Here is a 22,818-nt window from a genome sequence, read left to right as displayed (position 1 = left end):
GTTGTCACATTTTCATCCATGAGGGATCTTAAAGCGTGGTGACGGGAATCGGGGGGTGAGATGAGCCATGAAACATAATTTTCATGGCTCAGGAGAGATTAACGAATTTTCTGACCAACAGGTCGAATTTTGACAGGTTTCACATCCCAGATGTCCTTTGCATATTCATCAATGGTCCGATCACTGGAAAATTTACCCATATTGGCTGTATTCAGAATCGACATCCGCGTCCACTTTGCCTGATCACTGTAAGTCTCAGAGACTTTTTCCTGACAGGCGATATAGCTCGCGTAATCCGCCAACAGCAGATACTGATCATCAAATACCAGCGAGTTGTAGATGTCATTGTATAAATGAGGATCATTCCGGTTGAAATAACCGGTGTTGATCATTTCCAGGGCTTTTTGAAGTTCTTCATGAGCCTGGTAATACACTCTTGGATTATAGCCCTGAGCCTGAAGTGCCATCACTTCCGGAGTTTTTAATCCAAAGATGAATGTATTCTCCTCACCCACTTCCTCCATGATTTCAATATTCGCCCCGTCCAGAGTACCAATGATGATCGCTCCATTGAGGCAGAACTTCATGTTTCCTGTTCCGGACGCTTCTGTTCCCGCCGTGGAAATATGCTGGGAGAGTTCGGTAGCCGGCATGATTTTTTCGGCAAGAGACACGCCATAGTTTTCCACAAAGACGACTCGCAGTTTATCACCAACCGCAGGATTGTTATTGATGGTACGTGCCACATCATTCGCCAGTTGAATCATCAACTTGGCCATGTAATAGCCCGGAGCCGCTTTTCCGCCTAAAATCACCGTCCGAGGGACATGCTTGCCATTCGGATTACTGATGATTCGGGAATACATGGTGATAACGTGCAGAATATTGAGCAATTGCCGTTTATATTCATGAATCCGTTTGATTTGAACATCAAACATTGAATTAGGATTGATCTCAATATTTTTATTATCCTTGAGCCATTGGGCAAACTGTTTCTTTTTGGTCAGTTTGACATTCTGCCAGGCTTTCTGAAAATTTTTGTCATCCGCCAACGGAATCAATTTTTTCAGTTCGTCCAGATTGGTCACCCAGCCTTCACCAATTTTACTGGTGATCAGCGCTGACAACTCCTGATTGCATTCACGCAACCAGCGTCGAGGAGTGATGCCATTGGTTTTATTCTGAAATTTTTCAGGATAAATGGCGTAAAAATCTTTGAGGACCGTGGTTTTCAACAGTTCAGTGTGCAATGCGGAAACCCCGTTTACAGCGTGACTGCCAACAATTGCCAGATGAGGCATGATGATTTGACGACCACCACTCTCACTCACCAGAGAAACCCGGCCAATCAATGACTCATCGCCTGGAAACTGCTTCCGAACTTCCTGAAGGAAATTATGGTTGATCAGATAAATGATCTGCAATTGTCGTGGCAGAAGGTTGCCAAGCATGTCGAGAGGCCATCTTTCAAGAGCTTCAGGTAAAACAGTATGGTTGGTATAGGCAAAGACTTTTTTGGTGATGTCCCATGCGGTATCCCATTCCAGTCCTTCAATATCAATCAGCAATCGCATCAATTCCGGAACAGCAATCGATGGATGGGTGTCATTCAATTGAATGGCCACCTGATCCGGGAATTTGTCAAAAGACTGATTGTCTGTTTTATAACGGCGGATGAGATCCTGAAGTGAGGCTGAAACAAAGAAAAACTGCTGCTTCAAACGCAGTTCTTTGCCTGCAAAGCCCTTGTCGTTGGGATACAGTACTTTAGAAAGAGTCTCACTTTTCTGTTCTTCTTCAACGGCTTTGAAATAATCGCCTTTATTGAACATGTGGAAATCAAATTCCTTGGTGGGGCGAGCTGACCAGAGGCGTAAATTATTGACTGTATGGTTTTTGAAGCCGGGAATCGGCACATCATACGCCATTGCCATAACGTCCTGGGTGTCCCTCAGTTCATAGCGTTTTTTTCCGTTGGAATCCACATATTCATGCACCCGCCCGAAGAACTGAACAGGAAAAACCATGTCCCAGCGTGGAATTTCCCACGGGTAACCATCCCTCAACCAGTTGTCCGGATGCTCGACCTGCTCACAATTTTCGATTTTCTGATTGAAAATTCCGTATTCATAGCGAATTCCGTAACCATAGGCCGGCAACTGCAAGGTTGCCATCGAATCCAGGAAACAGGCGGCCAAGCGGCCTAATCCACCGTTGCCAAGTCCGGCATCATGCTCCAGTTCTTCAATATCGTTGATGTCATAGCCAATTTCCGCAAGAGCCTGTTTGCAAGTATCATAGATCCCCAGATTGATCAGACTGTTGGACAAACTGCGTCCCATCAGATATTCCAGGGATAAATAATAAACTCGTTTGGCATTTTCATTGTGGTAGGTCTGCTGCGTATCATTCCAGAGTTCCACCATCCGGTCTCTCACTGAAAGAGCCAAGCTGTAGTAAATATCAAAGTTATCTACAGTGTAACGGTTTTTACACAGGGAAAATTCCAGGTGATTCGCGATTGACTCAATGAAAGAGTCTTTGTCCATCTTGCGGTAACCCGCAATGTGTTGCCATAATTTGTTAGTTTCTTGTGCTGACATTGTCCTCCTCAAACTGTTTTATACACTTGGGAATAAGGTCAATGGACCTCACATGGATCCATCTGTGTTAGTTGTCCTGAATTTCCCTTAGCAAAATAAATTCGGGAAGCAAAGAAATAATTTTCAAATTATCAATTATTTCACTTCAATCACTTATTGTTTCAAACTAAAGGCGACTCCAGCCAGAGGGGGAAGATCGAGACAAAGTGAGTATGGGCGACCCTGCCACTCCAGTGAACCGCTATGAATGGTATCCTGCCTGTTGTAACCACTTCCACCAAAACGGGGAGAATCCGTGTCAAAAATTTTATGGTAGAGTCCACTGTCAGGGACACCGATCATGTACTGGTTTCTGGGAACGGGTGTTGCGTTTATCACAAAAATGATGGGTGGGTCCTGAGTGTTTTCGTCGCCTCGTCTTAAAAAGGAAAGCACGCTGTTGTCATTATCATGCAGATCAATCCATTCAAAACCTTTCCAACTGAAATCATTGGTGTACAGCGTGGGATATCGGCGATAGAACCAGTTGTTTTCGCGGCAAAAGTCCTGCAACTGTCGATGTTCGTGGAATTCCAGCAAGTGCCAGTCAAGACTTCGTGCTTCGCTCCATTCGAGCCATTGACCAAACTCGGACCCCATGAACAATAACTGTTTTCCGGGATGTGCCATCTGGAAAAACAGATACAGCCGGAAATTGGCTCTTTGCTGCCAGGCATCACCTGGCATTTTGCTGAGAAGCGAAGATTTTCCATGAACCACTTCATCATGCGAAATCGGCAGAATGAAGTTTTCAGAGAAGGCATACATGAGAGAAAAAGTGATCAGATGATGATCATATTTACGGTAGACCGGGGTTTTGGACATATATCGCAACGTGTCATTCATCCACCCCATATTCCATTTGAAGTTGAACCCGAGTCCTCCTGTGTAAGTGGGATGAGTCACTCCAGTCCATGAGGTTGATTCTTCAGCCACAGTCAAAATACCCTGATGATAGCTGAACAGCACTTCATTCAGACGCCGCATGAAATCAATCGCGTCCACATTTTCTTTTCCACCATATTTGTTAGGAAGCCATTCCCCTTCTTTCCGGCCATAATCCAGATAAAGCATGGAGGCAACGGCATCGACCCGGATTCCATCAATATGGTAAACATCAAACCAGAACAAAGCATTTGAGATTAGAAAATTGGATACTTCATGACGGCCATAATTAAAAACCAGAGTTCCCCATTCCAGGTGTTCACCTTTACGGGTATCCTCATGTTCATACAGATGCGTTCCATCAAAATAGACGAGACCGGTTTCATCCTTGGGGAAATGTCCGGGAACCCAATCAACGAGCACACCGATACCTTCCTGATGACACCGATCCACGAAATACATAAAATCATGAGGTGTTCCAAACCTTGATGTTACGGCAAAAAAACCGATAACCTGATAGCCCCATGAGGCATCCAGCGGATGTTCCGCAACGGGCAGAAGTTCAATGTGGGTGTATCCCATATCCTTGACATACGGAATCAATTGATCAGCGGCTTCACGATATGTCAGAAACCGGTTTTCTTCATGGGGTACCCTTCTCCATGAACCCAGATGTACTTCATAAATACTGACAGGTTCCTTGTAAATATTGCTGTTTTTTCTGTGATCAAGCCAACCACGGTCATTCCATTGATGTCCCTCGAGATCATAGACCATGGATGCCGTGGAGGGTCGTTGCTCCATTGCCACACAATACGGGTCTGTTTTCAGACGGATACTTCCGTGTCTGTCCTTGATCTCATATTTGTAGAAAGCGCCTTGCTTCACATGAGGGATGAATACTTCCCAGATTCCTGAATGTCCAACCAGATGCATCGGATTTTTACGGCCATCCCATAAATTAAAATCGCCCACAACACTCACCCGCTGGGCATTGGGTGCCCAAACCGCGAATAATACACCGTCCACGCCTTCGATGTTTGTGGGGTGTGATCCCAGTTTTCTGTAGATCTGATGGTGATTTCCCTGATTGAACAGATAACAGTCATATTCTGTCAACTGGGGTGTGAAATAATAGGGATCGTTCCGTAACACTTCAACGCCATTGACATAAGTAATTTTTAATTTATAGGGGGTCAGTTCTTTCAGGGGTGCCATGACCAGTTCGAACAATCCCCCATCATGAATTTTTTCCATGCTCAGAGGTTCCTGCTCCTCCCACAACACTTGAATCGAAGCAGCGTCATGTTCCAGTACCCGAATTACCCAGACCGGTGGTTGAGTGGTTCTTTTTACTTCATGAAAACCTAATACTGATCGTGGTGTTTGGAAATTAGCTGCAACCAAAGCATCTTTTTCTGCGTCCGATAATTTTATACGTGACATAACCGCTACCTTGTAAGGAAATGAGTTTATGTGAAATATGGAAAGAGAAACTATGCGTTAATCAAGAAGGAACTGATTCTGTTGCTGGATAGAGCCTGTTCTGCTAGACAGGCTCAGGAATGGCTTTGTATTGGCTTTGCAGAGCAAAATAACAAGTTAAAACTGGCAAGGGGGTAATGAAGCCGTTTTACCGGGACCCTGATTGACGTTTTTTAATCGCACTTTCATAGAGTTCTTCATATTTAATGGTTGAACTGCGCCAATCAAAGTGTTGTTGCATGGCCTGATGTATCATTTTCTGGAAATGAGTGGGGCGCTTATGATAGGTTTCCAGGGCAAAGTTCACACACTGAACCACATCGCCGCTCGTTGGCAACTGGAACACAAACCCTGTTCCACTGCCATCGAGGATGTTATAATGTTCCACTGTGTTTTTTAATCCGCCGACAGCCCGAACAATGGGCAAGGTGCCATATTTCAAACTGTACATCTGATTCAGTCCACAGGGTTCAAATAAAGAAGGCATTAAAAACATATCGCTGCCGGCTTCGATATAATGGGCCACTTCCTCACTGTAGCGGATCGTCACGCCACACTTTTCAGGAAATTCCCAGGCCAGGCCATGCAGGGCATCCTGAATCCAGGATTCGCCTGCGCCCAGGATCACTACCTGAACATCATTATTAATCAGAATATCCCTCATCGCAGACAGGGTATAATCAAAGCCTTTCTGCTGGGTCAATCGGCTGACAATTCCGATCACGGGTGTGTGAGAAAGCTGAGGAAGATTAAAACTTTTCTGAAGCATTTTTTTGCAGAGTTTTTTGCCGCTCAAGTCATCGAGACTGAATTGAGCAGGAATCAGATGATCAATTTCAGGATCCCAGATATGATAATCGCAACCATTGAGGATTCCGCTGAAATCCTGTTGCCGTCTCATGAATGAGTCATGCAATCCATGACTTCCCACATAGGTCGTCAATTCTTCAGCATAACCTGGACTCACTGCGTTGATCTTGTCGGCATAGGCAATACCGCCCTTCAGAAAATTAATCATGCCGAAATCTTCAAAGCAGTCTGACACCATATCTTTGTGGGCGATAGCCAGTGGCCCTGCAAAGCCACCCCAGAATTTGCCCTGGAATGCCGCATTGTGGATGGTCAGAACCGATGCGGTTTTGCTCAAAAAATAATTATCGCGCTCATATTCCTTGAGATAATAGGGTGTCATTGCTGTCTGCCAGTCATTGCAGTGAATGATATCCGGCATGAAATGGAGAACTTTGCATAATTGCAACACCGCACGGGAGAGAAAGCCAAACCGCAGGGCGTTATCACCATATTCATAGTTTCCATCATCGTAGATACGATCCCGATCGAAAAATCCATTATGCTCAATAAAATAAACAGGAACGCCTTCTTCGATCAGATAACGTACGGAACACCATGCCTCATGGTCCCCCATCGGAACACCGAGGGAATGAACAGCAGTCATCGTGTTATAGTTTCTGGAGACACCACGGTAAAATGGAATAACAATCCTGACATCATGCCCGTGTTCCTTGAGAGCAAGTGGCAGTGACATTCCGACATCCGCAAGACCTCCAGTCTTGGCAAATCCATTACATTCAGAGATAGTGAAGATAATTTTATATTTTTTACTCAACGCGAACTCCTTTGGGAATAACAACAATGCCATTGGGCGAGACATGAAACCGCTTTCGGTCAGCTTCAAGATCGTAACCGATTCTCGTACCAGGTGCGATGATTGTATCTTTGTCAATAATAGCTCGTTGAATCTGAGCGCCTCTGCCGATCTGCACATTATCCATGATCACCGACTGACTGACATGACAGAAACTATGAATTCTGACATTATAACTGATGACGCACTGTTCGACCATCGCGCCGCTGATGATGGTTCCAGTTGCCACCATGGAATTGATAGCATGTCCTGTTCGTATCTCGCTGAAATGCACAAATTTTGCTGGAGGATAAGGAGGGTTGTATGTATTCAGTGGCCACTTATGATTATACAGATTAAAAACGGGGTCAACCTGAATAAAATCCATGTTGGCTTCCCAATAAGCATCAATGGTTCCTACATCACGCCAATACCCTCTTTCCTTTTCACTGATGCCCGGAATATCATTTTCCAGAAAGTTATAAACATAAACGCCGCCCTGTGGATATAGGTGCGGAATGATATTTTTACCAAAATCATGGTCAGAATCAACATTTTGTGCGTCTTCCATCAATTCTTCCACCAACTCTTTGGTATTGAACACATAATTTCCCATGGAAGCCAGCACATGGTCAGGGTCACCCGGAATGGTTTTGGGATTTTCTTTGGGTTTTTCCTGAAAGCCGATCATTTTCCAATCGTCATCAACCTCAATCACGCCGAAATGATGGGCATCACGTATTGGCACCGGGATCGCCGCAACAGTCATCACAGCGTTTTTCTTTTGATGGAATTTGATCATTTGCTGTATATCCATCTTGTAGATGTGATCGCCGCCAAAGATACACACCAGTTCAGGGTCTTCATCCTTGATCAGGTTGATATTCTGATAAATAGCGTCTGCCGTGCCCTCATACCATTTCTTTCCGGTCTGCATCTGGGCGGGAATGGGGTCAATGAATGTGCGGGTCAAACCGGAAATTCTCCATCCCAGTCGTAAATGGCGCATCAGTGAGTGCGATTTGAACTGGGTCAGTACATACATTTTCAGAACTCCGGAATTCATGAAATTATTCAACACAAAATCAATAATCCGGTAATTTCCGCCAATAGGGACGGACGGTTTGGCTCTGTCAATCGTTAGTGGATACAACCGGGTTCCCTCTCCTCCCGCCAGTATCATGCTCAGTACATTCATCTCAGTTTCCTTTCATGTTATAGGATGGACTCCTGTTAGGACAAAGGTCCGTTCATAACTCATACACGCCGGTAAATCTGTATTGAAAAACCGGCAACCTTGACAATATTATTCATAATCCGGCCCATGACATTTGAATCCTGTTTTGTATCCATGACACAAAACCACTGTCCACTCTCCGGAAATTTGAAATCAATGGCACCATGAAAAAAATTAAGCAAAACGCACATGGCTTTTTTAGGATGACTGGGATGTGAAATATGCCAGACCAGTGTGCGAATATAAGAACTATAATCCGCTTCACCACCTTCGGAGTTAAACCAGGAATAATGACTTTCAGTGGAAAACAATAAATCCCGATATTGTTTTCTGATGGCAATGGCCTGCTTGACAAAGCGCAACAAATGGACATTTTTCTGCACCAATCGCCAATCTACCCAATTCAAGGGGGAATCAATGCAATAGAGATTGTTGTTTCCCAACTGCGTGCGTGCCAGTTCATCGCCTCCAAGCAACATGGGAGTTCCATTTGAAATTTGTAGCATTAAATGCATCATCCGCATTTTTTTCCAACGGAGGTTATTGATGGCCATATCTTTCGTTGGACCCTCTATTCCGCAATTGTAGGAAAAGTTATCATTGGTACCATCACGGTTTTCTTCTCCATTTTCCTCATTATGCTTGTGGTTGTAGGACACAAGATCCCACATGGTCATACCATCATGCGCCGTGAGAAAATTGATGCTGAAATCACGTCCGTTCTGAATCGACTGATAAACATCAGGACTTCCGGCAAGACTGTTCATGATGCCCCAGATCATACCATCCTCACCCTTTACAGCTTTTCGAACCGTATTACGAAAACGATCATTCCATTCTGCCCAGCAGGCATGATAGGCAATGTGCCCGAGTTGATAGCCCCCGCCACTATCCCAGGGTTCGGCAATGACCTTGATGCCTGCCGACAGTGCCGGGTCATTTTTAATTTCCCACAGGAGATACGGGAACGCATTCATCTGACCTTCATGATTTCTATCCAAGATAGAAGCCAGATCAAACCTGAAACCATCAACCCCGATTTCATTCACCCAATAACGAAGGCTTTGCAAAATCAGTCGTTTCACCACAGGATGCGAACAATTCAGGGTATTTCCGCAACCTGAATAATTAGCCAGATTTGTTTTGTGATAAATGTAGTAGGTTTCCTCATCCAGCCAGCGAAAATGATCGATAGGACCATCGGATCCCTGTTCTGCGGTATGGTTGTAAACCACATCCAGAATCACTTCCAGGCCAGCCTCATGAAAGGCGTCAATCATTTCCTTGAATTCGGAGATGGGATCCTCCATGTTATAGGCATAGCTTTGTTTGGGCGCCAGAAACAATAACGGTGAATAGCCCCAATAATTGATCAACGGTTCTCGTGTGAAGGGCGAAACATTGACGTTTTCATTTTCATCAAAATCATAGATCGGCAGAAGTTCAATGGTTGTAACTCCCAATTCCAGAAAATAGGGAATACACTCGGTCAAACCTTTATAGGTGCCACGATATTTTGGATCAGAAACCCTTGAAGTTGGACTGTTTGTAAAACCTCTGACATGGCATTCATAAATAATGGATTCTGATAACGGTATTCGTGGGTGAGCAGGTCGATCCACATTGTAGTGATAATAGCGTAATACAGGCAAACGTCTGATCACATATGGGTCGTGAACAGATGTTCTTGGAATTCTTTTAATCTTCAGCGTTTTAGCATCAATTTCAAAGCCTTCTGATTGTCGCCATTGTTCTCCACCCGAGGTTTCTCTGGAATAGGGGTCAATGACCAGATGTGGAATGGCTTTTCCGGTTTGAGGATCGATTTTCCAAATACGGATGACAACGCCAAACACATAATTTTCGTCAAAGTCAGCGGTCAACTCCCCTTTCCAATTCCAAAGATTGCCAACGCTGAATGTTTTCAGGTTCAACTCTACACATTCCAGACGGGAGTATTGCTGCCCCATTTTCATTTGATAGGGGTTGGGATAAAACAGATACTCAATCTTTTCAGCATCTTTCACATAGAGACTGAACACCAGTTGCCGCCCCTCATGCGTCATGCCTGACGGCGCATGAGCCAAGGGGCTGATTTTAGTAAATAAAGCCATAATCTGATCCTTTCAATTGCATATCACTTCAACCTCGAACTCAACTGGTTGACTGTTTAAAAATATAAACGGGGCATTTTGCGTTATGAGCCAGATAATCTGTAGTGCTTCCCATCAACAGGCGGTCTAATTGGGTGTGGGAATGAGCCGCCAACATGATCCAGCAGGCATTTATCTGTTCCTGAAGTGCCAAAATTTCCAAATAGGGTTTTCCTACACGAATGACAGCTTCATAGGAAGACTGGATCTTGAAACCATCAAGAAATCCAAACAGCTTCTGCTCAAAGAAATTCATGTCTGCGACCTCCTTGCCTTCTCCATTCCGGATCACATGAATGAAATTAAGCGTTCCACCATTGATTTGGCACCATTGATCCGCAAAATGAATCACTTGCGCGTTGATTTCATGATAATCCACCGGCACAATAATATTCTCGGAAAACACCTGCCCGTTTTTCTTGTAAACAAACACCGGGCAGGTTGCATGATGCAGAACATGATCCGTGTTACTTCCAAGAAACAGACGATCCCTCATGGCATGAGAATGGGCAGCCATAATGATGGAGGCCACATCTTTCTGCCTGGAGGCCTGAAGAATCTCATAATAGGGTAGCCCCGTTTTATGAAAACACTGCACAGGAGACTTGAGATCGAGGGCTGCGACCCAGTCCTTCAATTTCAAATCATCCACAGATTGTGGAAGGAGTTCACCATTTTGTTTCCGGTCAGGATAATACGTATAAGTTGCCTGACTGACATGCAGGATCCAAATTTCAGCCTTTGTCTGAACAGCCCATTGGTCCGCAAACCGTACAACATCGACAGATACCGGTGAAAAATCTATTGGAACCAGATACCTCGGAGCCATAACTAACCTTCAATTGGTTTTTAAATTTGTATAAGTACCCCGATCAAAAATGTTAAATAACTTTTGATCGGGTACTTAATATTGCGGTCAATATCCATCATTCATTGAAAAACACCTGTATCACAGGCATCCAATCCGTCGAATACATTAAGACAATTTGATGGGATTGAACCGTAAATTATGTTTTCAGGGTTTATCAACAGTCATTTTATCTGTTATTGTGTTATCCCAAAGAGAATGTCAATCACACATTTAATTTTCAACCATTTTTCTCGACAGTATCATTTCGATATGGTTCATTGTCTTCCATTATTTGGTTTTCAGTCTGAGTGGACGTTATCTCTCCTGAAAATACCCATAAACAACCCTATATCGTTGAGGTATCAGTCAATGAGTGTTCGCGGCAACACCATGGCTGAACATCTGATTTGAAAACATTTTATGTGAAAAGGTACCATGCCTTTAGTCGCACATAGCCAATTGCCAACTTTTGATCAATTACGTGTACAAGGTCAGGACGTCCTGTCTTTAAAAGATGCTCTGCATCAGGATATCAGAGAGTTAAATATTGGACTGCTGAATATGATGCCTGATGCGGCACTACAGGCGACCGAACGTCAATTCATGCGATTGATTGGCAGTTGTAACCAGATTGCGCAGTTTTACATTCATCCCTTTTCAATTCCAGGTCTTGCCCGTGGAAAAGATACCCAGGATTATATCAATAATTTTTACACATCCTTTGAGAGCGTCAAAAAACAGGGGCTTGATGCCCTGATCATCACTGGCGCAAATGTCGCCAGCCCCATGCTGGAGCAACAACCATTCTGGCATACGCTGAAAGAAGTCATCAGTTGGGCTACTGAAAATGTGGCCTCCGTGCTTTGTTCCTGCCTTTCGACGCATGCGCTGGTGAAGCATCTGTATAATATTGATCGATACATGCTGCCACAAAAACTATGGGGCGTTTATAGCCATCGGATCACCCAGGTGGAACATCCTGTCCTGAGAGATATCAACACCCGGTTTGATGTCCCGCAATCCAGATACAACACCCTTTTGAGGGAACAACTCGAAAAGGCAGGATTGAAGATTCTGGTCGAATCTCTGGATGGAGGGGTTAACATGGCCGTCAGTCCTGATAATTTCAGAATTTTCTTTCTACAGGGACATCCTGAATATGACAGCAACAGTCTGCTGAAAGAATATAAACGTGAAATTCTGTTATTTCTGGATGGAAAACGACCTGATTATCCGCCTTCCCCGGAAAATTATTTCAGTCCTGAAGCCCAAAGCATTGCGGAACAATACAAACTCATGGTGTTTATTGCCAAAGAAAAAGGAACCCCCATTCCTCCCTTTCCTGAGCAAAGGATTGAACCTTATCTTGATAATACCTGGAGAGACACAGGAAAAGCCATTTTTAACAACTGGCTGGGCCTTGTCTATCAAAAAACCGCGTTTGATCATCCTCATCCGCTGGTCCGACCGGACAGTTCCGGAAAAACTGTCTGAATTTTCAACTTAAACTTAGGAGTTCATTAGACTATGAAACCAGAAACAATATCCATTCATGCCGGTTATCAAACAGATCCGACCACAAAATCTGTGGCCGTGCCCATTTATCAGACAGTCGCCTATGAATTTGACAACGCCCAGCATGGAGCTGATTTATTCAACCTGGCGGTTCCCGGAAATATTTATACCAGAATCATGAATCCGACTGCGGATGTTCTGGAAAAAAGAGTGGCTGCGCTGGATGGCGGAATTGCCGGACTTGCGGTCAGTTCAGGCAGTGCCGCAATCAATTACTCCATTCTGACGATTGCTGAACAAGGTAACAATATTGTTTCTGTTCCCATGCTTTATGGCGGAACCTATACTTTGTTTGCCCACATGCTCCCCAAGCAGGGAATTGATGTGCGTTTTGCAAAGGATGACAGTGCCGCCAGCCTTGAAGCCTTGATAGATGATAAAACTGTTGCTGTCTATTGCGAAAGCATCGGCAATCCGGCAGGCAATATTGTGGATATTGAAGCCCTTGCGAAAATGGCACAAAAACATGGAATACCATTGATTGTGGATAACACCGTTGCTCCGGCTATCATCAGGCCAATTGACTATGGTGCTTCCATAGTAGTTTACTCACTGACCAAATATATGGGCGGGCATGGAAATTCACTGGGAGGACTCATTGTGGATTCCGGAAAATTCCCCTGGGAAAAATACCCTGAAAGATTTCCTGTGTTGAACAAGCCGGAACCTTCCTATCATGGTGTGGTTTATACGGCCGCGATGGGACCAGCCGCCTATATCGCAAGAGCCCGTACTGTTCCCTTGAGAAATACAGGTTCTGCCATCAGTCCGATGAACGCGTTTCTGATTTTACAGGGAATCGAGACCCTTCCATTGCGCATGGAACGCCATTGTGACAATGCCCTGGCCGCGGCAAAATATTTAAAACAACATCCTAGGGTTGCCTGGGTTAAATTTGCGGCACTTCCAGATTCGCCGTATTATGAACTCGCGCAAAAATATACGAAGGGGCGACCGTCAGCCTTGATGTCTTTTGGAATCAAGGGTGGTTATGAATCCGCTGTCAAATTTTATGATGCTCTCAAATTATTCAAACGTCTGGTCAATATCGGGGATGCCAAGTCATTAGCGGCGCATCCGGCATCAACGACACACAGACAGTTGTCAGAAACCGAACTGACGTCAGCCGGTGTCACCGCTGATATGATACGGCTTTGTATTGGTATTGAGCATATTGATGACATTGTCGCAGATCTGGAACAAGCGTTGGCTCAAGCTGCACAATAGTGAACGGAAACGGTTTGGTCGGGTCAGAACATTGAATTTGATCAGGCTACTTTCAGGAAGGTGGCAGGTCGACTGGTAAACCAACCGAACTGAGTGGTTAAGATAACCCGTGGGGGACTACGGGTTATCGCAGAACCACTTGAATGGTTAGAATGTGCTATATAACTCAACCATTGTTTCACTGGATGAAATATCACCCGTAGTGCTGGTTTGATATTGAAATCCAACCTGTGTATCACCAAACACACCAGCGATCACGCCCAGGTATATGCTGCTTGTTGTGTCAGCACCATCAATTCCACTGTCATAATTTTCCATACCAACGGTCAGTCCGACCACATCCAGATTGGCGTCAACACCAAAATCAATTCCTGTTTCAGTCACATCAGCATTCTGTGTGAAAGATCCATAGTTCAGGTAGGGAGTGTACTTGTCAGCAATTGTATATTGCAGACCAACAGTCAATGTGGTTTGCCCATCAGGTGCGGTAAACCCTGTTGGAGCATCCGCAGGTTCGCCATAAGATTTGGTTTCAAATTCAAGTCCAAATCCCAAGCCGGCAACGTTAGCTTCAGCCACCAGCGCCAAGGCCATGGCATCAGCATTTATAGCATCCTGAGCCGGAGTGATCACGGCACCCGTCGTACTATCGAGGACTTCGGCCTGTGCCGCAACGGCTTCATAGGCCTCATAACTCAAGCCACCACGCATTGCGAAATTCTCATTGACTCTATATTCCAGCGCCAGATTGTTATCATTGAGCAGCGTTCCATCACCATAGGTTCCGACAGTGGTTGATCCCATTTCTGTCACATAGTTTTGTCCTTGTTTGACGTAGCCAATGCCATCTCGTCCAGCCAGAATTGACACATTACCGGAAGAAACCTTGATCCGATAGTCATCCAGCTTTTCATTAGAGTCAGAGCTAATGGTATAATAGGCTTCTGTTTGCCAGCCATTGTTTTCTGGTAACACAATATTCGCAGTCAACTCAGCTCTTCCAGGAGTAGCAATATGAGATGATGATGTTGTGCCATTATCACTGGAACTGATTTGTAATGCGCCGGCTACTTCACCACCCAAACATAATTTGGTTTCCTGTTGGTCCAGACATTTAGCATTTGCCACAGACAGACTCAAAAAAGCAGCCATTGAGGTAATTGCGATTTTTTTTATCATATATCCATCCTTTGTTGGGGTTATTCATACATGACTCACATTCATTGCGAGTCAATCCTGAATTAAACATGACGGATTCACTAACTCAATATTCATGCCAATCTAACAATTTTTTACTTAAAAAAAATAAATTTTAACTATTTTTAACAATATTTTATATTCCCTGTTTCTTTGAAACAAACACAATCAAATTATTGATTATATTAGTAATATTTTTAATGCCCAAATTTTTGCGTAGTTGTCTCTGGTAAATATTAAAAACATGAATCTCAGAACAAATATTATGGCTTAATTTGATGTTATTAAATTACATCGAATGATAATAACGTGAAACATATGACATAAAATGCACAATGGATGACAATATGTGCGCCATAAAATCTCAAATTTTAGAATAGACACTCCTCAAGGATTTCTGTAAGAATAGCTTTCATGAGGGATTTTATACAAATACCACCAATATTCTGTTCAACCTGGCTCTGAGACTGATCATGACATTTCATAAGGTTGTCGCCATTATTCCAGCTCGCTACGCATCTACACGATTTCCCGGAAAACCCCTGGTGAAGATCATGGGCCTGCCAATGATCCAGCGTGTATATCAACAGGTCACACAATCAGGAATTGAAAAGGTGATGGTTGCCACGGATGATGAGCGAATTGCCCGGGTTGTAAAAGATTTTGGCGGAGAAGTCATCATGACCAGCCCCGATCACTCTACGGGAACGGATCGTCTGGCTGAAGCCGCACAACATCTATCCTGCGAATGGATCTTGAATGTTCAGGGGGACGAACCGGTCATTTCTCCAGATGATTTGAATAACCTGGTAGAAACCACAATGGGGACAGGTGAGTGTCCAATATCAACCTTGATTTTCCCGATCACAGAGGAGACACACTTTAATAATCCGAATGTAGTCAAGGTTGTTTTAAATCAGAACAACCATGCCTTGTATTTTTCCAGAGCCGCAATTCCTTATCCCCGGCACCCTCCGCAATCCATGTGGAAACATCTTGGTATATATTTTTACCGGAAAGATTTTCTGCTGGCATTCAGTAAATGGCCTCAAACTCAACTGGAAAGCACTGAATCACTGGAACAACTAAGAATATTGGAACGTGGATACCCGATTTTGTGCGTTCCCGCAAAATTTGAGGGGATTGGTGTGGATCATCCAGACGACATCCTTAAAGTGGAGCGTTTTTTAATGAACAACTCCCACAAGACAAAGGAAACTCCAGCATGAAGTTTAGGGATTTATATTTAGACAATTCAGATTCTTCCCGGAAAGTGTTTGAATTTTTGGTTGAGGTGCTGTCCACATCTGGAAAACCTGTTCAAACAGGACAGAGCATCGATTCTCACCCCTGCTATTATATTGTTCAACCAGAGGAATTACTCCTTAAAGTTACACAAAATCAAGAAACACCCGCTGGAGGAGCTATCCAGATACGAATACAACCCTACAATCTGCCGGATCCTGATGATCAGGTCGCATTGTTACGTGAAATATCTGAAAAACTGATCCACCACATTGAGCAACATGCTCCGGCGTGGCGCTATTATTTGAGCGATATCCAGGAATCATAGAATTTTGTCTTTGTTAATTATTGACATGTGCGTCCAAACAGCATACCTGCAAAAGTAAGAATTCTTTTTTTCAAAATATTGAGTTTGAGGTGTCATGATTCCCATTGGTAAATTTCATATTTCGTCTTACAACCTGACCTGTCTGATTCTATTAATCTTCAGCATCCCGTCTCCCGGAGGATTTAACACAGACTGGGGATATGGCATTGTTTGGGGCGTTGTCATTCCATTTTTGATCCGGTTTATCCGGTTCAAGGTTCGAATAAGCAACCCTAATGCGGTGTATGTGGCAATTGGATTAGTCCCTGTGTTTCTGGCGTTATCGGACCTGTTTCTTGTCCACGATTGGTGGCCTGTTCGACAAGGCTTTGTATCAGGAGCACTGTTTTCCCTGATTTTGATTACCGTCCTGGATCATGTACATTCTGATGAGGAACAGGAAGTTGAAGAATCCTGAGTCAAACTGTGGCATTGCCTTCTCAATTTGTAATCTGCTTCATATAAACCCCCTGATGCTTCGTATCACTGGAATAATTGGAATCTGCTTTTTGCTCATTTCATGCACTGATCCCCGCGTAAGAGAAACGCCCTATGAGCAATTTTTTGACGTTGGACTGTTTGGGCATGGGCGCGGATTGTTGGGCGACCTGAAACTGAATATTTACGGCATTCAGCGCCGTTGTGACAGTTGCCATACCAATCGTCCGGAAGCCCATAATGATTTGGGAACCTGTAATTTGTGCCATCAACCCAGTTTTTTTGGATGGAAACAATCCACTGCGGCCTTATATCACAGTAAAGTTCTGGTGCTCGAAGGAAAAAAATATCATTTCACGTTGAAGTGCAAGGAATGCCACCAAGATATCACCAACCGGACCACGTATCGAAAAGTTCAATGTATTAGTTGTCATAATCACAGCAAGGCTGATGTCCGTTACGCACACCAATTGATGGATGAGGGCGATTTTGATATGAAACGGGATAATACTGATGTCCGGTGTGTGGACTGTCATGTCAAAACCGGTAAAGAATATTCAAAATATTACAATGTTGCCACAGGCGAATATCTGTAGCCATATTTTCCAAGGACCTTCATGACAAATGCCGCAAGTATCGGACTGGAACTGTTAGCACCTGAGGATACTGTCATCATTTCACGATTCGCTCCCCGTATACGATGGTTGCACTGGTTCAATGCGACCATGATTCTGTTACTGTATACTCTGGGGATTTCTCAAATCGTTGAACTACGCCATGTGGGAGATTTTTTAGCTCGGGATACCCGATGGTGGCATATCACCATTGGAATTTTCTGGATGACCGGTTCCGGAATTTTGAGCCTGATTGTGTTGCAGAATCCCACTGGTAAAGGTGGCGAAAGTATCGTTTCAGATAAAATGATCGTGAAACAATGGCTGTTCCTACTCTTGTCAGTGGTCGTGATTACACTGATGTCCATTACGGGAATCACCCTTTATTTTTTACGTCCGCATGATTTGCCGGGACTTAAAAGCGTGTTGATTGCCCTGCATGGACTGTTTGCGGTGTTGTATCTTCCATTATTGGGTTATCATATTTATCTCGGAACCATCAACACCGACACTCGCTATTCGCTAAGCACCATGTTGGTGGATGTTCATCTTCAGGGGGTCATCCATAATTTTATTTCGGGCCTGACTTGCCGGTTGTCAGACGAAGAAAGTATTCTTTTTGTAGATGGAACAGTTGAGCATGTGAGTATTTTATCTTTTGAAGCACGTATCAAAACAGGCTCCTGGGAAAAGTGGGTTGATCTAAAGCAAATGACCATTGTTGATTTTGTCCATCCTTCCTTAAGCGGGCCTGTTCGACTTCCCGTGAGACTGGACACACGTCTTCATATGGGCGATCATCTTCTGGTCAATTTCAATTACGCTATTTCTCATCAGGAATCCGCCAGATTGTTGCTTAGCCATGCAATATTTTTTCGTAAACTATTCCTGGAACAACGATTTGCTCCACGTCATTCCTGCAATATTCCAGTTTCCGGACATACCCTGAATGATAATTTTGAAGGCATTCTGGTGGATATGTCTGTGGGAGGGGTGGGATTGCTGACCCATTTCAAAATTAAACCCAAAACCTGGGCGTGGGTCAACATTGAATCTGAAGCACTATCCAGTCCACTGACCCTGGGGGGACGGATCATGACCAGAAAAAAACAGAATAAACAATGGGTTTATGGTCTGAAGTTCATGGATTTATCCACAAAAGAGCATGATTTGTTGGATCGATTGTTGCTCTATGTCAAATATAAAGGTTTGGGAACCGTTGCCCGGAAAGACCGCTCACGAAAGAAAAAACTGAAAAATTTCAAATTTTATGAATAGTGAGTCAGCCACACCCTGAGAGAGAAAGGACTGAAATAATGAATGAATTGTTGCAAAAATTATTGAAATTGCAGGATTTAACATTTGATGAATCGCATCAAGCGATCCAGTGGATCATGAGTGAAGACGCAACACCAATCAAGGCGGGGGCCTTTTTAGCGCTCCTGCAAGCTAAAGGCGCAAATGTAGAAGAAATTGCCGGAGCGGCAACAGCGATGCGTCAAAAGTCCGCACACATTCAGGCCCCCGCTAATGCCGTAGATACCTGTAGTACTGGTGGAAACGGAATCAGCACGTTCAACATATCCACCTGCGCCGCGATTATTGCCGCGGCTGGCGGTGCGGTTGTCGCAAAACACGGAAACCGGAGCAATACCCGCAAAAGTGGCAGTGCTGAAGCGCTGGAAGCACTGGGGGTGAATATCAATATTGATTTGCCAAAAGTGGAACAGTGCCTTGCCCAAACCAATATTTGTTTCTGTTATGCGATAAAACATCACCCGGCCATGAAATTTGCGGGACCTATCCGAAAAGAACTGGGAATACCTACCATTTTCAACATTCTGGGACCTCTTACCAATCCAGCAGGAGCCATGGACCAGGTTTTGGGGGTTCCCTCTGTGGAGTGGACTCACAAGCTAGCCCAGGCACTTCAGCGACTTGGAAGCCGAAACGCGATGGTGGTGACAGGAGAGGATGGACTATGCGAATTAACAACAACCAGCAAAACCTATGTCGCAGAACTCAGAAATGGACTGGTCAAAACCTATAGTTTGACTCCGGAAGATCTTGGAATGAAAAAAGGATCGCTGAAAGAATTGAGTGTCAACAGTGCCGACGAAAGCGCTCAAATGATTCGCCAGATCCTTTCAGGAAAATATCTGGGTACTGCCAAAGATGTCGCAATATTAAATGCCGCGGCGGCATTGTATGTTGCTGAAAAAACCGCAACATTGAAAGAGGGTATCGCCCAGGCAAAAGAACTCGTGGAAAATGGCATGGCGATGAAAAAGCTGGAACAGTTGATTGATTTTACTCAATCATAATGTTTCAGGACATCCATTTTTAGGCAAATTTTCATCAAACACTTTCATTAAAATTCAGGGCACCTTTCAAAAGTTCATATTAATTATTTAATTGTTCCTGGTGTGTAACGGTTTTAAAATGGCAGATTCTGTGTCAAAGGCCTCCATTCTTATATTCATCACATTTACCATTCTGGTGGGATGCGGAGCGTCTGGAGCCTTTGAAAAAGCCAAACAACAAAATACAATAACTTCTTATGAAGATTTTATCAGAAACTATCCCGATTCCGAATTTTCTTCTGAAGCCTCACAACTGCTGGATAAAGCCTGGTTTGAACAAGCCAAACACCAGCATACCAAGGATGCCTACCAGCGTTATCTCAAACAATTTCCTCAGGGACACTATGTTCAGGACGTTCAGAACCTGATTGAACAATGGCTGTTTGAACAGGTACAGACCCTGCACACACGCGAAGTGTGTGATCAATATCTGGAACAATATCCCCGGGGAAAATATGTTGCGGAAGTCAATGAAATCAAGGAAACCATCCTGATTCAGTTTGCCAGGGAACAGAAAAAACCGAGTCCGTATCTCCTGTATTTGAAAGAATTTCCTCAAGGGAAATTTTTGAATGAGGCCATGCGGGAAATGGAAGAATTATTTTATCCTGGTCCTGTCGCCATGAAACACATTGCAATTATTCAAATCGTTCCACTGACAGTTCATGAATCTCCAGGTTATGATTCACCGACAGGTTCTACGATCAATGCCGCAGGTGAATTTGATATTCTTGCTCACCAGCAGGAATGGACCCGTCTTGCCTTACCAAACAATCAGTCCGGGTGGATTCCTGACAGATCCTTATCATTTCAAAAACCATCCAACCTGTCAGAAAGTCAAAGCAATGAATTAATGCGGAATGCGCTGGATTATCTCAAATATTTTCCTGAAGGCAAATATGTTGCCTTGATGCGGTTGAACCTTGAATCAGCTTTATACGCGGAAAGTCTGAGAGTTGATACGCTTCAAGCCGTCAAAACCTATCTGGCTCAGTTTCCTTATGGTCGTTTTATAAATGATGCTATTTTACTCCAGGAATCCTTAACCTGGAGGGAGGCAATACAAACCAACACCCTGAAAGGCTATCAACTATTCCGTCAACAGTATCCAAACTCGCCGCTTGCTTTACAGGCCCTGGAAAAAATGGCACCTCTCCTGGCCTTACAAATTAAAGAAAGTCCTCAATCACTTGGTGTGGATCAACAAATGATTCTTGATCAGCAACTGGAACAGGCGACTCTCAAAAATTCGATTGAATCCTACCAGAATTTTATTGATCTGTTTGACGGGACATCCACAGCGGAAACCGCAAGGGATCGTCTGTTTCAAAAATATGAGGAAACACCTTCGATTGATGGATACCTTGAATTTATTGAACGCTATCCATTGTCATCCCATACAGGTGGTGCGATTGAATCGATATTAAAACTGTATCAGGTTCAGAACACCGTTGAGGGCTATGATCAGTTTATTCAACGGCATCCCCAATCACGTCATGTGAGCCAGGCCATCGACAGACAATTCGAAGTTTACCACTCCGGAAACACAGAAGAAGGATACGAAACTTTCATTAAAAAATTCCCGTATACTCCGCAAGCCGCGCTGGCAACAGGGCTTCTGCTCAGTTTGTATGAAAAAGAAAAGGATGTTGAAAAATTTGAGAAATTTGTGGCCCTTTATCCTGCCAGTTCACATGCCCGCAAAGCGATCAGTGATATCTATGCGAAAGTAAGGAACGCAAACATCATTGCGGGATATCTGAATTTTTTGCAAAAATATCCCAATGTTCCTGAGGCACTTGATGCGGTAAAACAGATTCACCAGATTGCTATGGCAAGAGCCATGAGAGGTGGATATTCAATGATGGTAGAGTTTCAAAGAGCGTTTCCCTATGCGGATGAATATGACACGATTGATCAGAATTTGTCGGATCTTGAACGCGTTCGTCTGAACACTGAATCACAATTAACCCCCCCTGAAGAAACGGCCCTTGTTTTGATGGAAGAAGCACGTCAGGCAAACCGCAATAAAGAATACACTGTTGCCATGCGAAAATATTCTGTGCTTCAGGATAATCCTGACCTTGCCAGGACCAGAACAGGCAAAAAAATTCAGACTTCAGGAGAACTCCAGAAAGCACGCCTTTCGTTTCAGACAAATGAGAATAGACGGATAGAGTCCTTGAATAGGATCCATCAACTATTGGATAAAGAGGAAAAGGAACGAATGGATGGGTCTATTTCACTGAGTTTCAGGCAGGGGTACATTGAAAATATTGTCAAACTACACATGGGTGCACTCTATGCAGCCAGAGTCCAGGCTGACGAACGATCCAAAGAAGCCTCATCGGCTCATCAATTGATGCTGTACCCCGCGACGGATCAGCAAGAATGTACCCGATACGGAGTATGGCTTTGTGGAAATCTTTATTGAGCTGACGGCGAGAAGGTCTGACGAAGGAGTTCAATCCTTTTACGATTGGCACCCATATCCGAATATCCCAGACGAGAAGCTGAACGTACATGAATGATCTGTTCCGATTGCGGAAAATAAAATTCCACATCATCCACAAATCCCATCAAGGCCGATTTAAACTCAAACCAGAAATAATCTGATTCTTCCTTGATCAGCGTTGTATTGGGCTTGGATGTAATAATTTCTTTCAACCATTGCCTGGATTCCTCAACAGTGCCAAGATATGTCAACGGCTTGATGAAATGCGAGTCATCCTGACTTTGACTGGAAACACAATTGGGTTTGTTGGGACAAGGAGCCAAGTGTTGATCTTTGACTCCAAGATTTTCCGGACGTTTACCTGCGCAACTGAATAACCCCATAACACATACCAGAATAAATATTTTAAATCTTATTCGGGAAGGAAACATTAACCCCGC

The 22,818-nt window shown here is 43.9% G+C and carries 17 protein-coding genes; 9 read left to right on the top strand and 8 right to left on the bottom strand.

Annotation, left to right across the window (positions count from 1 at the left end; genetic code table 11):
- Positions 1-98 precede the first annotated feature (98 nt).
- The 6 genes from HQM11_04875 to HQM11_04850 form a co-directional block, all read right to left on the bottom strand.
- Complete coding sequence (locus tag HQM11_04875) at positions 99-2,603, bottom strand: glycogen/starch/alpha-glucan phosphorylase (protein ID MBF0350339.1); 2,505 nt, start codon at positions 2,601-2,603, stop codon at positions 99-101.
- A 153-nt stretch (positions 2,604-2,756) separates the two neighbouring features.
- A complete protein-coding gene (gene glgB, locus HQM11_04870; protein MBF0350338.1) occupies positions 2,757-4,973 on the bottom strand; it encodes a 1,4-alpha-glucan branching protein GlgB in 2,217 nt (738 codons plus the stop codon).
- Between the two features lie 187 nt (positions 4,974-5,160).
- Complete coding sequence (locus tag HQM11_04865) at positions 5,161-6,639, bottom strand: glycogen synthase (GenBank protein MBF0350337.1); 1,479 nt, start codon at positions 6,637-6,639, stop codon at positions 5,161-5,163.
- Entirely contained in the window at positions 6,632-7,855 is a 1,224-nt protein-coding gene (gene glgC / locus HQM11_04860) for a glucose-1-phosphate adenylyltransferase (GenBank protein MBF0350336.1), read from the bottom strand. The genes HQM11_04865 and glgC overlap by 8 nt, the downstream gene beginning before the upstream one ends.
- Before the next feature lie 59 nt (positions 7,856-7,914).
- The gene (locus HQM11_04855; protein ID MBF0350335.1) at positions 7,915-10,008 is read right to left on the bottom strand and encodes a glycogen debranching enzyme; all 2,094 of its coding nucleotides are present in this window, start codon (positions 10,006-10,008) and stop codon (positions 7,915-7,917) included.
- A 40-nt stretch (positions 10,009-10,048) separates the two neighbouring features.
- Positions 10,049-10,876 carry a universal stress protein gene (locus HQM11_04850; protein MBF0350334.1) on the bottom strand — a complete coding sequence of 276 codons (828 nt, stop codon included), beginning with the start codon at positions 10,874-10,876 and terminating at the stop codon, positions 10,049-10,051.
- Positions 10,877-11,332: 456 nt separating this feature from the next.
- Between HQM11_04850 and HQM11_04845 the strand changes: the two genes are divergently transcribed.
- Positions 11,333-12,391: a homoserine O-succinyltransferase gene (locus HQM11_04845; GenBank protein MBF0350333.1), complete on the top strand. Its 1,059-nt coding sequence runs from the start codon at positions 11,333-11,335 to the stop codon at positions 12,389-12,391.
- Between the two features lie 33 nt (positions 12,392-12,424).
- Positions 12,425-13,699, top strand: coding sequence for an aminotransferase class I/II-fold pyridoxal phosphate-dependent enzyme (locus tag HQM11_04840; GenBank protein ID MBF0350332.1), 1,275 nt, complete (start codon positions 12,425-12,427; stop codon positions 13,697-13,699).
- Between the two features lie 147 nt (positions 13,700-13,846).
- Here the strand turns inward: HQM11_04840 and HQM11_04835 are convergent, their stop codons facing one another.
- Positions 13,847-14,878 carry a hypothetical protein gene (locus HQM11_04835; protein ID MBF0350331.1) on the bottom strand — a complete coding sequence of 344 codons (1,032 nt, stop codon included), beginning with the start codon at positions 14,876-14,878 and terminating at the stop codon, positions 13,847-13,849.
- Between the two features lie 491 nt (positions 14,879-15,369).
- Between HQM11_04835 and kdsB the strand changes: the two genes are divergently transcribed.
- From kdsB to HQM11_04800, 7 genes are all read left to right on the top strand, one after another.
- Positions 15,370-16,125 carry a 3-deoxy-manno-octulosonate cytidylyltransferase gene (kdsB, locus tag HQM11_04830; GenBank protein MBF0350330.1) on the top strand — a complete coding sequence of 252 codons (756 nt, stop codon included), beginning with the start codon at positions 15,370-15,372 and terminating at the stop codon, positions 16,123-16,125.
- Positions 16,122-16,469 (top strand): hypothetical protein, encoded by a 348-nt coding sequence (locus HQM11_04825; protein MBF0350329.1) that lies wholly within the window; start codon positions 16,122-16,124, stop codon positions 16,467-16,469. Before kdsB ends, HQM11_04825 begins: the two co-directional genes overlap by 4 nt.
- Positions 16,470-16,563: 94 nt before the next feature.
- Positions 16,564-16,926 carry a hypothetical protein gene (locus HQM11_04820; GenBank protein ID MBF0350328.1) on the top strand — a complete coding sequence of 121 codons (363 nt, stop codon included), beginning with the start codon at positions 16,564-16,566 and terminating at the stop codon, positions 16,924-16,926.
- 55 nt (positions 16,927-16,981) lie between these two features.
- Entirely contained in the window at positions 16,982-17,542 is a 561-nt protein-coding gene (locus HQM11_04815) for a hypothetical protein (GenBank protein MBF0350327.1), read from the top strand.
- Positions 17,543-17,563: 21 nt separating this feature from the next.
- Positions 17,564-18,838 (top strand): PilZ domain-containing protein, encoded by a 1,275-nt coding sequence (locus HQM11_04810; protein MBF0350326.1) that lies wholly within the window; start codon positions 17,564-17,566, stop codon positions 18,836-18,838.
- 38 nt (positions 18,839-18,876) lie between these two features.
- Positions 18,877-19,884, top strand: a complete 1,008-nt coding sequence (gene trpD / locus HQM11_04805) for an anthranilate phosphoribosyltransferase (GenBank protein MBF0350325.1) — start codon at positions 18,877-18,879, stop codon at positions 19,882-19,884.
- 118 nt (positions 19,885-20,002) lie between these two features.
- Complete coding sequence (locus HQM11_04800; GenBank protein MBF0350324.1) at positions 20,003-22,357, top strand: hypothetical protein; 2,355 nt, start codon at positions 20,003-20,005, stop codon at positions 22,355-22,357.
- Here HQM11_04800 and HQM11_04795 read toward each other — a convergent pair.
- On the bottom strand, positions 22,351-22,761 hold the full coding sequence (locus HQM11_04795) for a DUF1499 domain-containing protein (protein ID MBF0350323.1): 411 nt from the start codon (positions 22,759-22,761) through the stop codon (positions 22,351-22,353). The genes HQM11_04800 and HQM11_04795 overlap by 7 nt on opposite strands.
- Positions 22,762-22,818: the final 57 nt, after the last annotated feature.

It is taken from the genome of SAR324 cluster bacterium (genome assembly GCA_015232315.1).
In the GTDB taxonomy this organism is placed as follows: Bacteria; SAR324; SAR324; order SAR324; family NAC60-12; genus JADFZZ01.
Note: the sequence above shows the minus strand (reverse complement) of the source record. Positions and strands in the feature narration are given on the sequence as shown.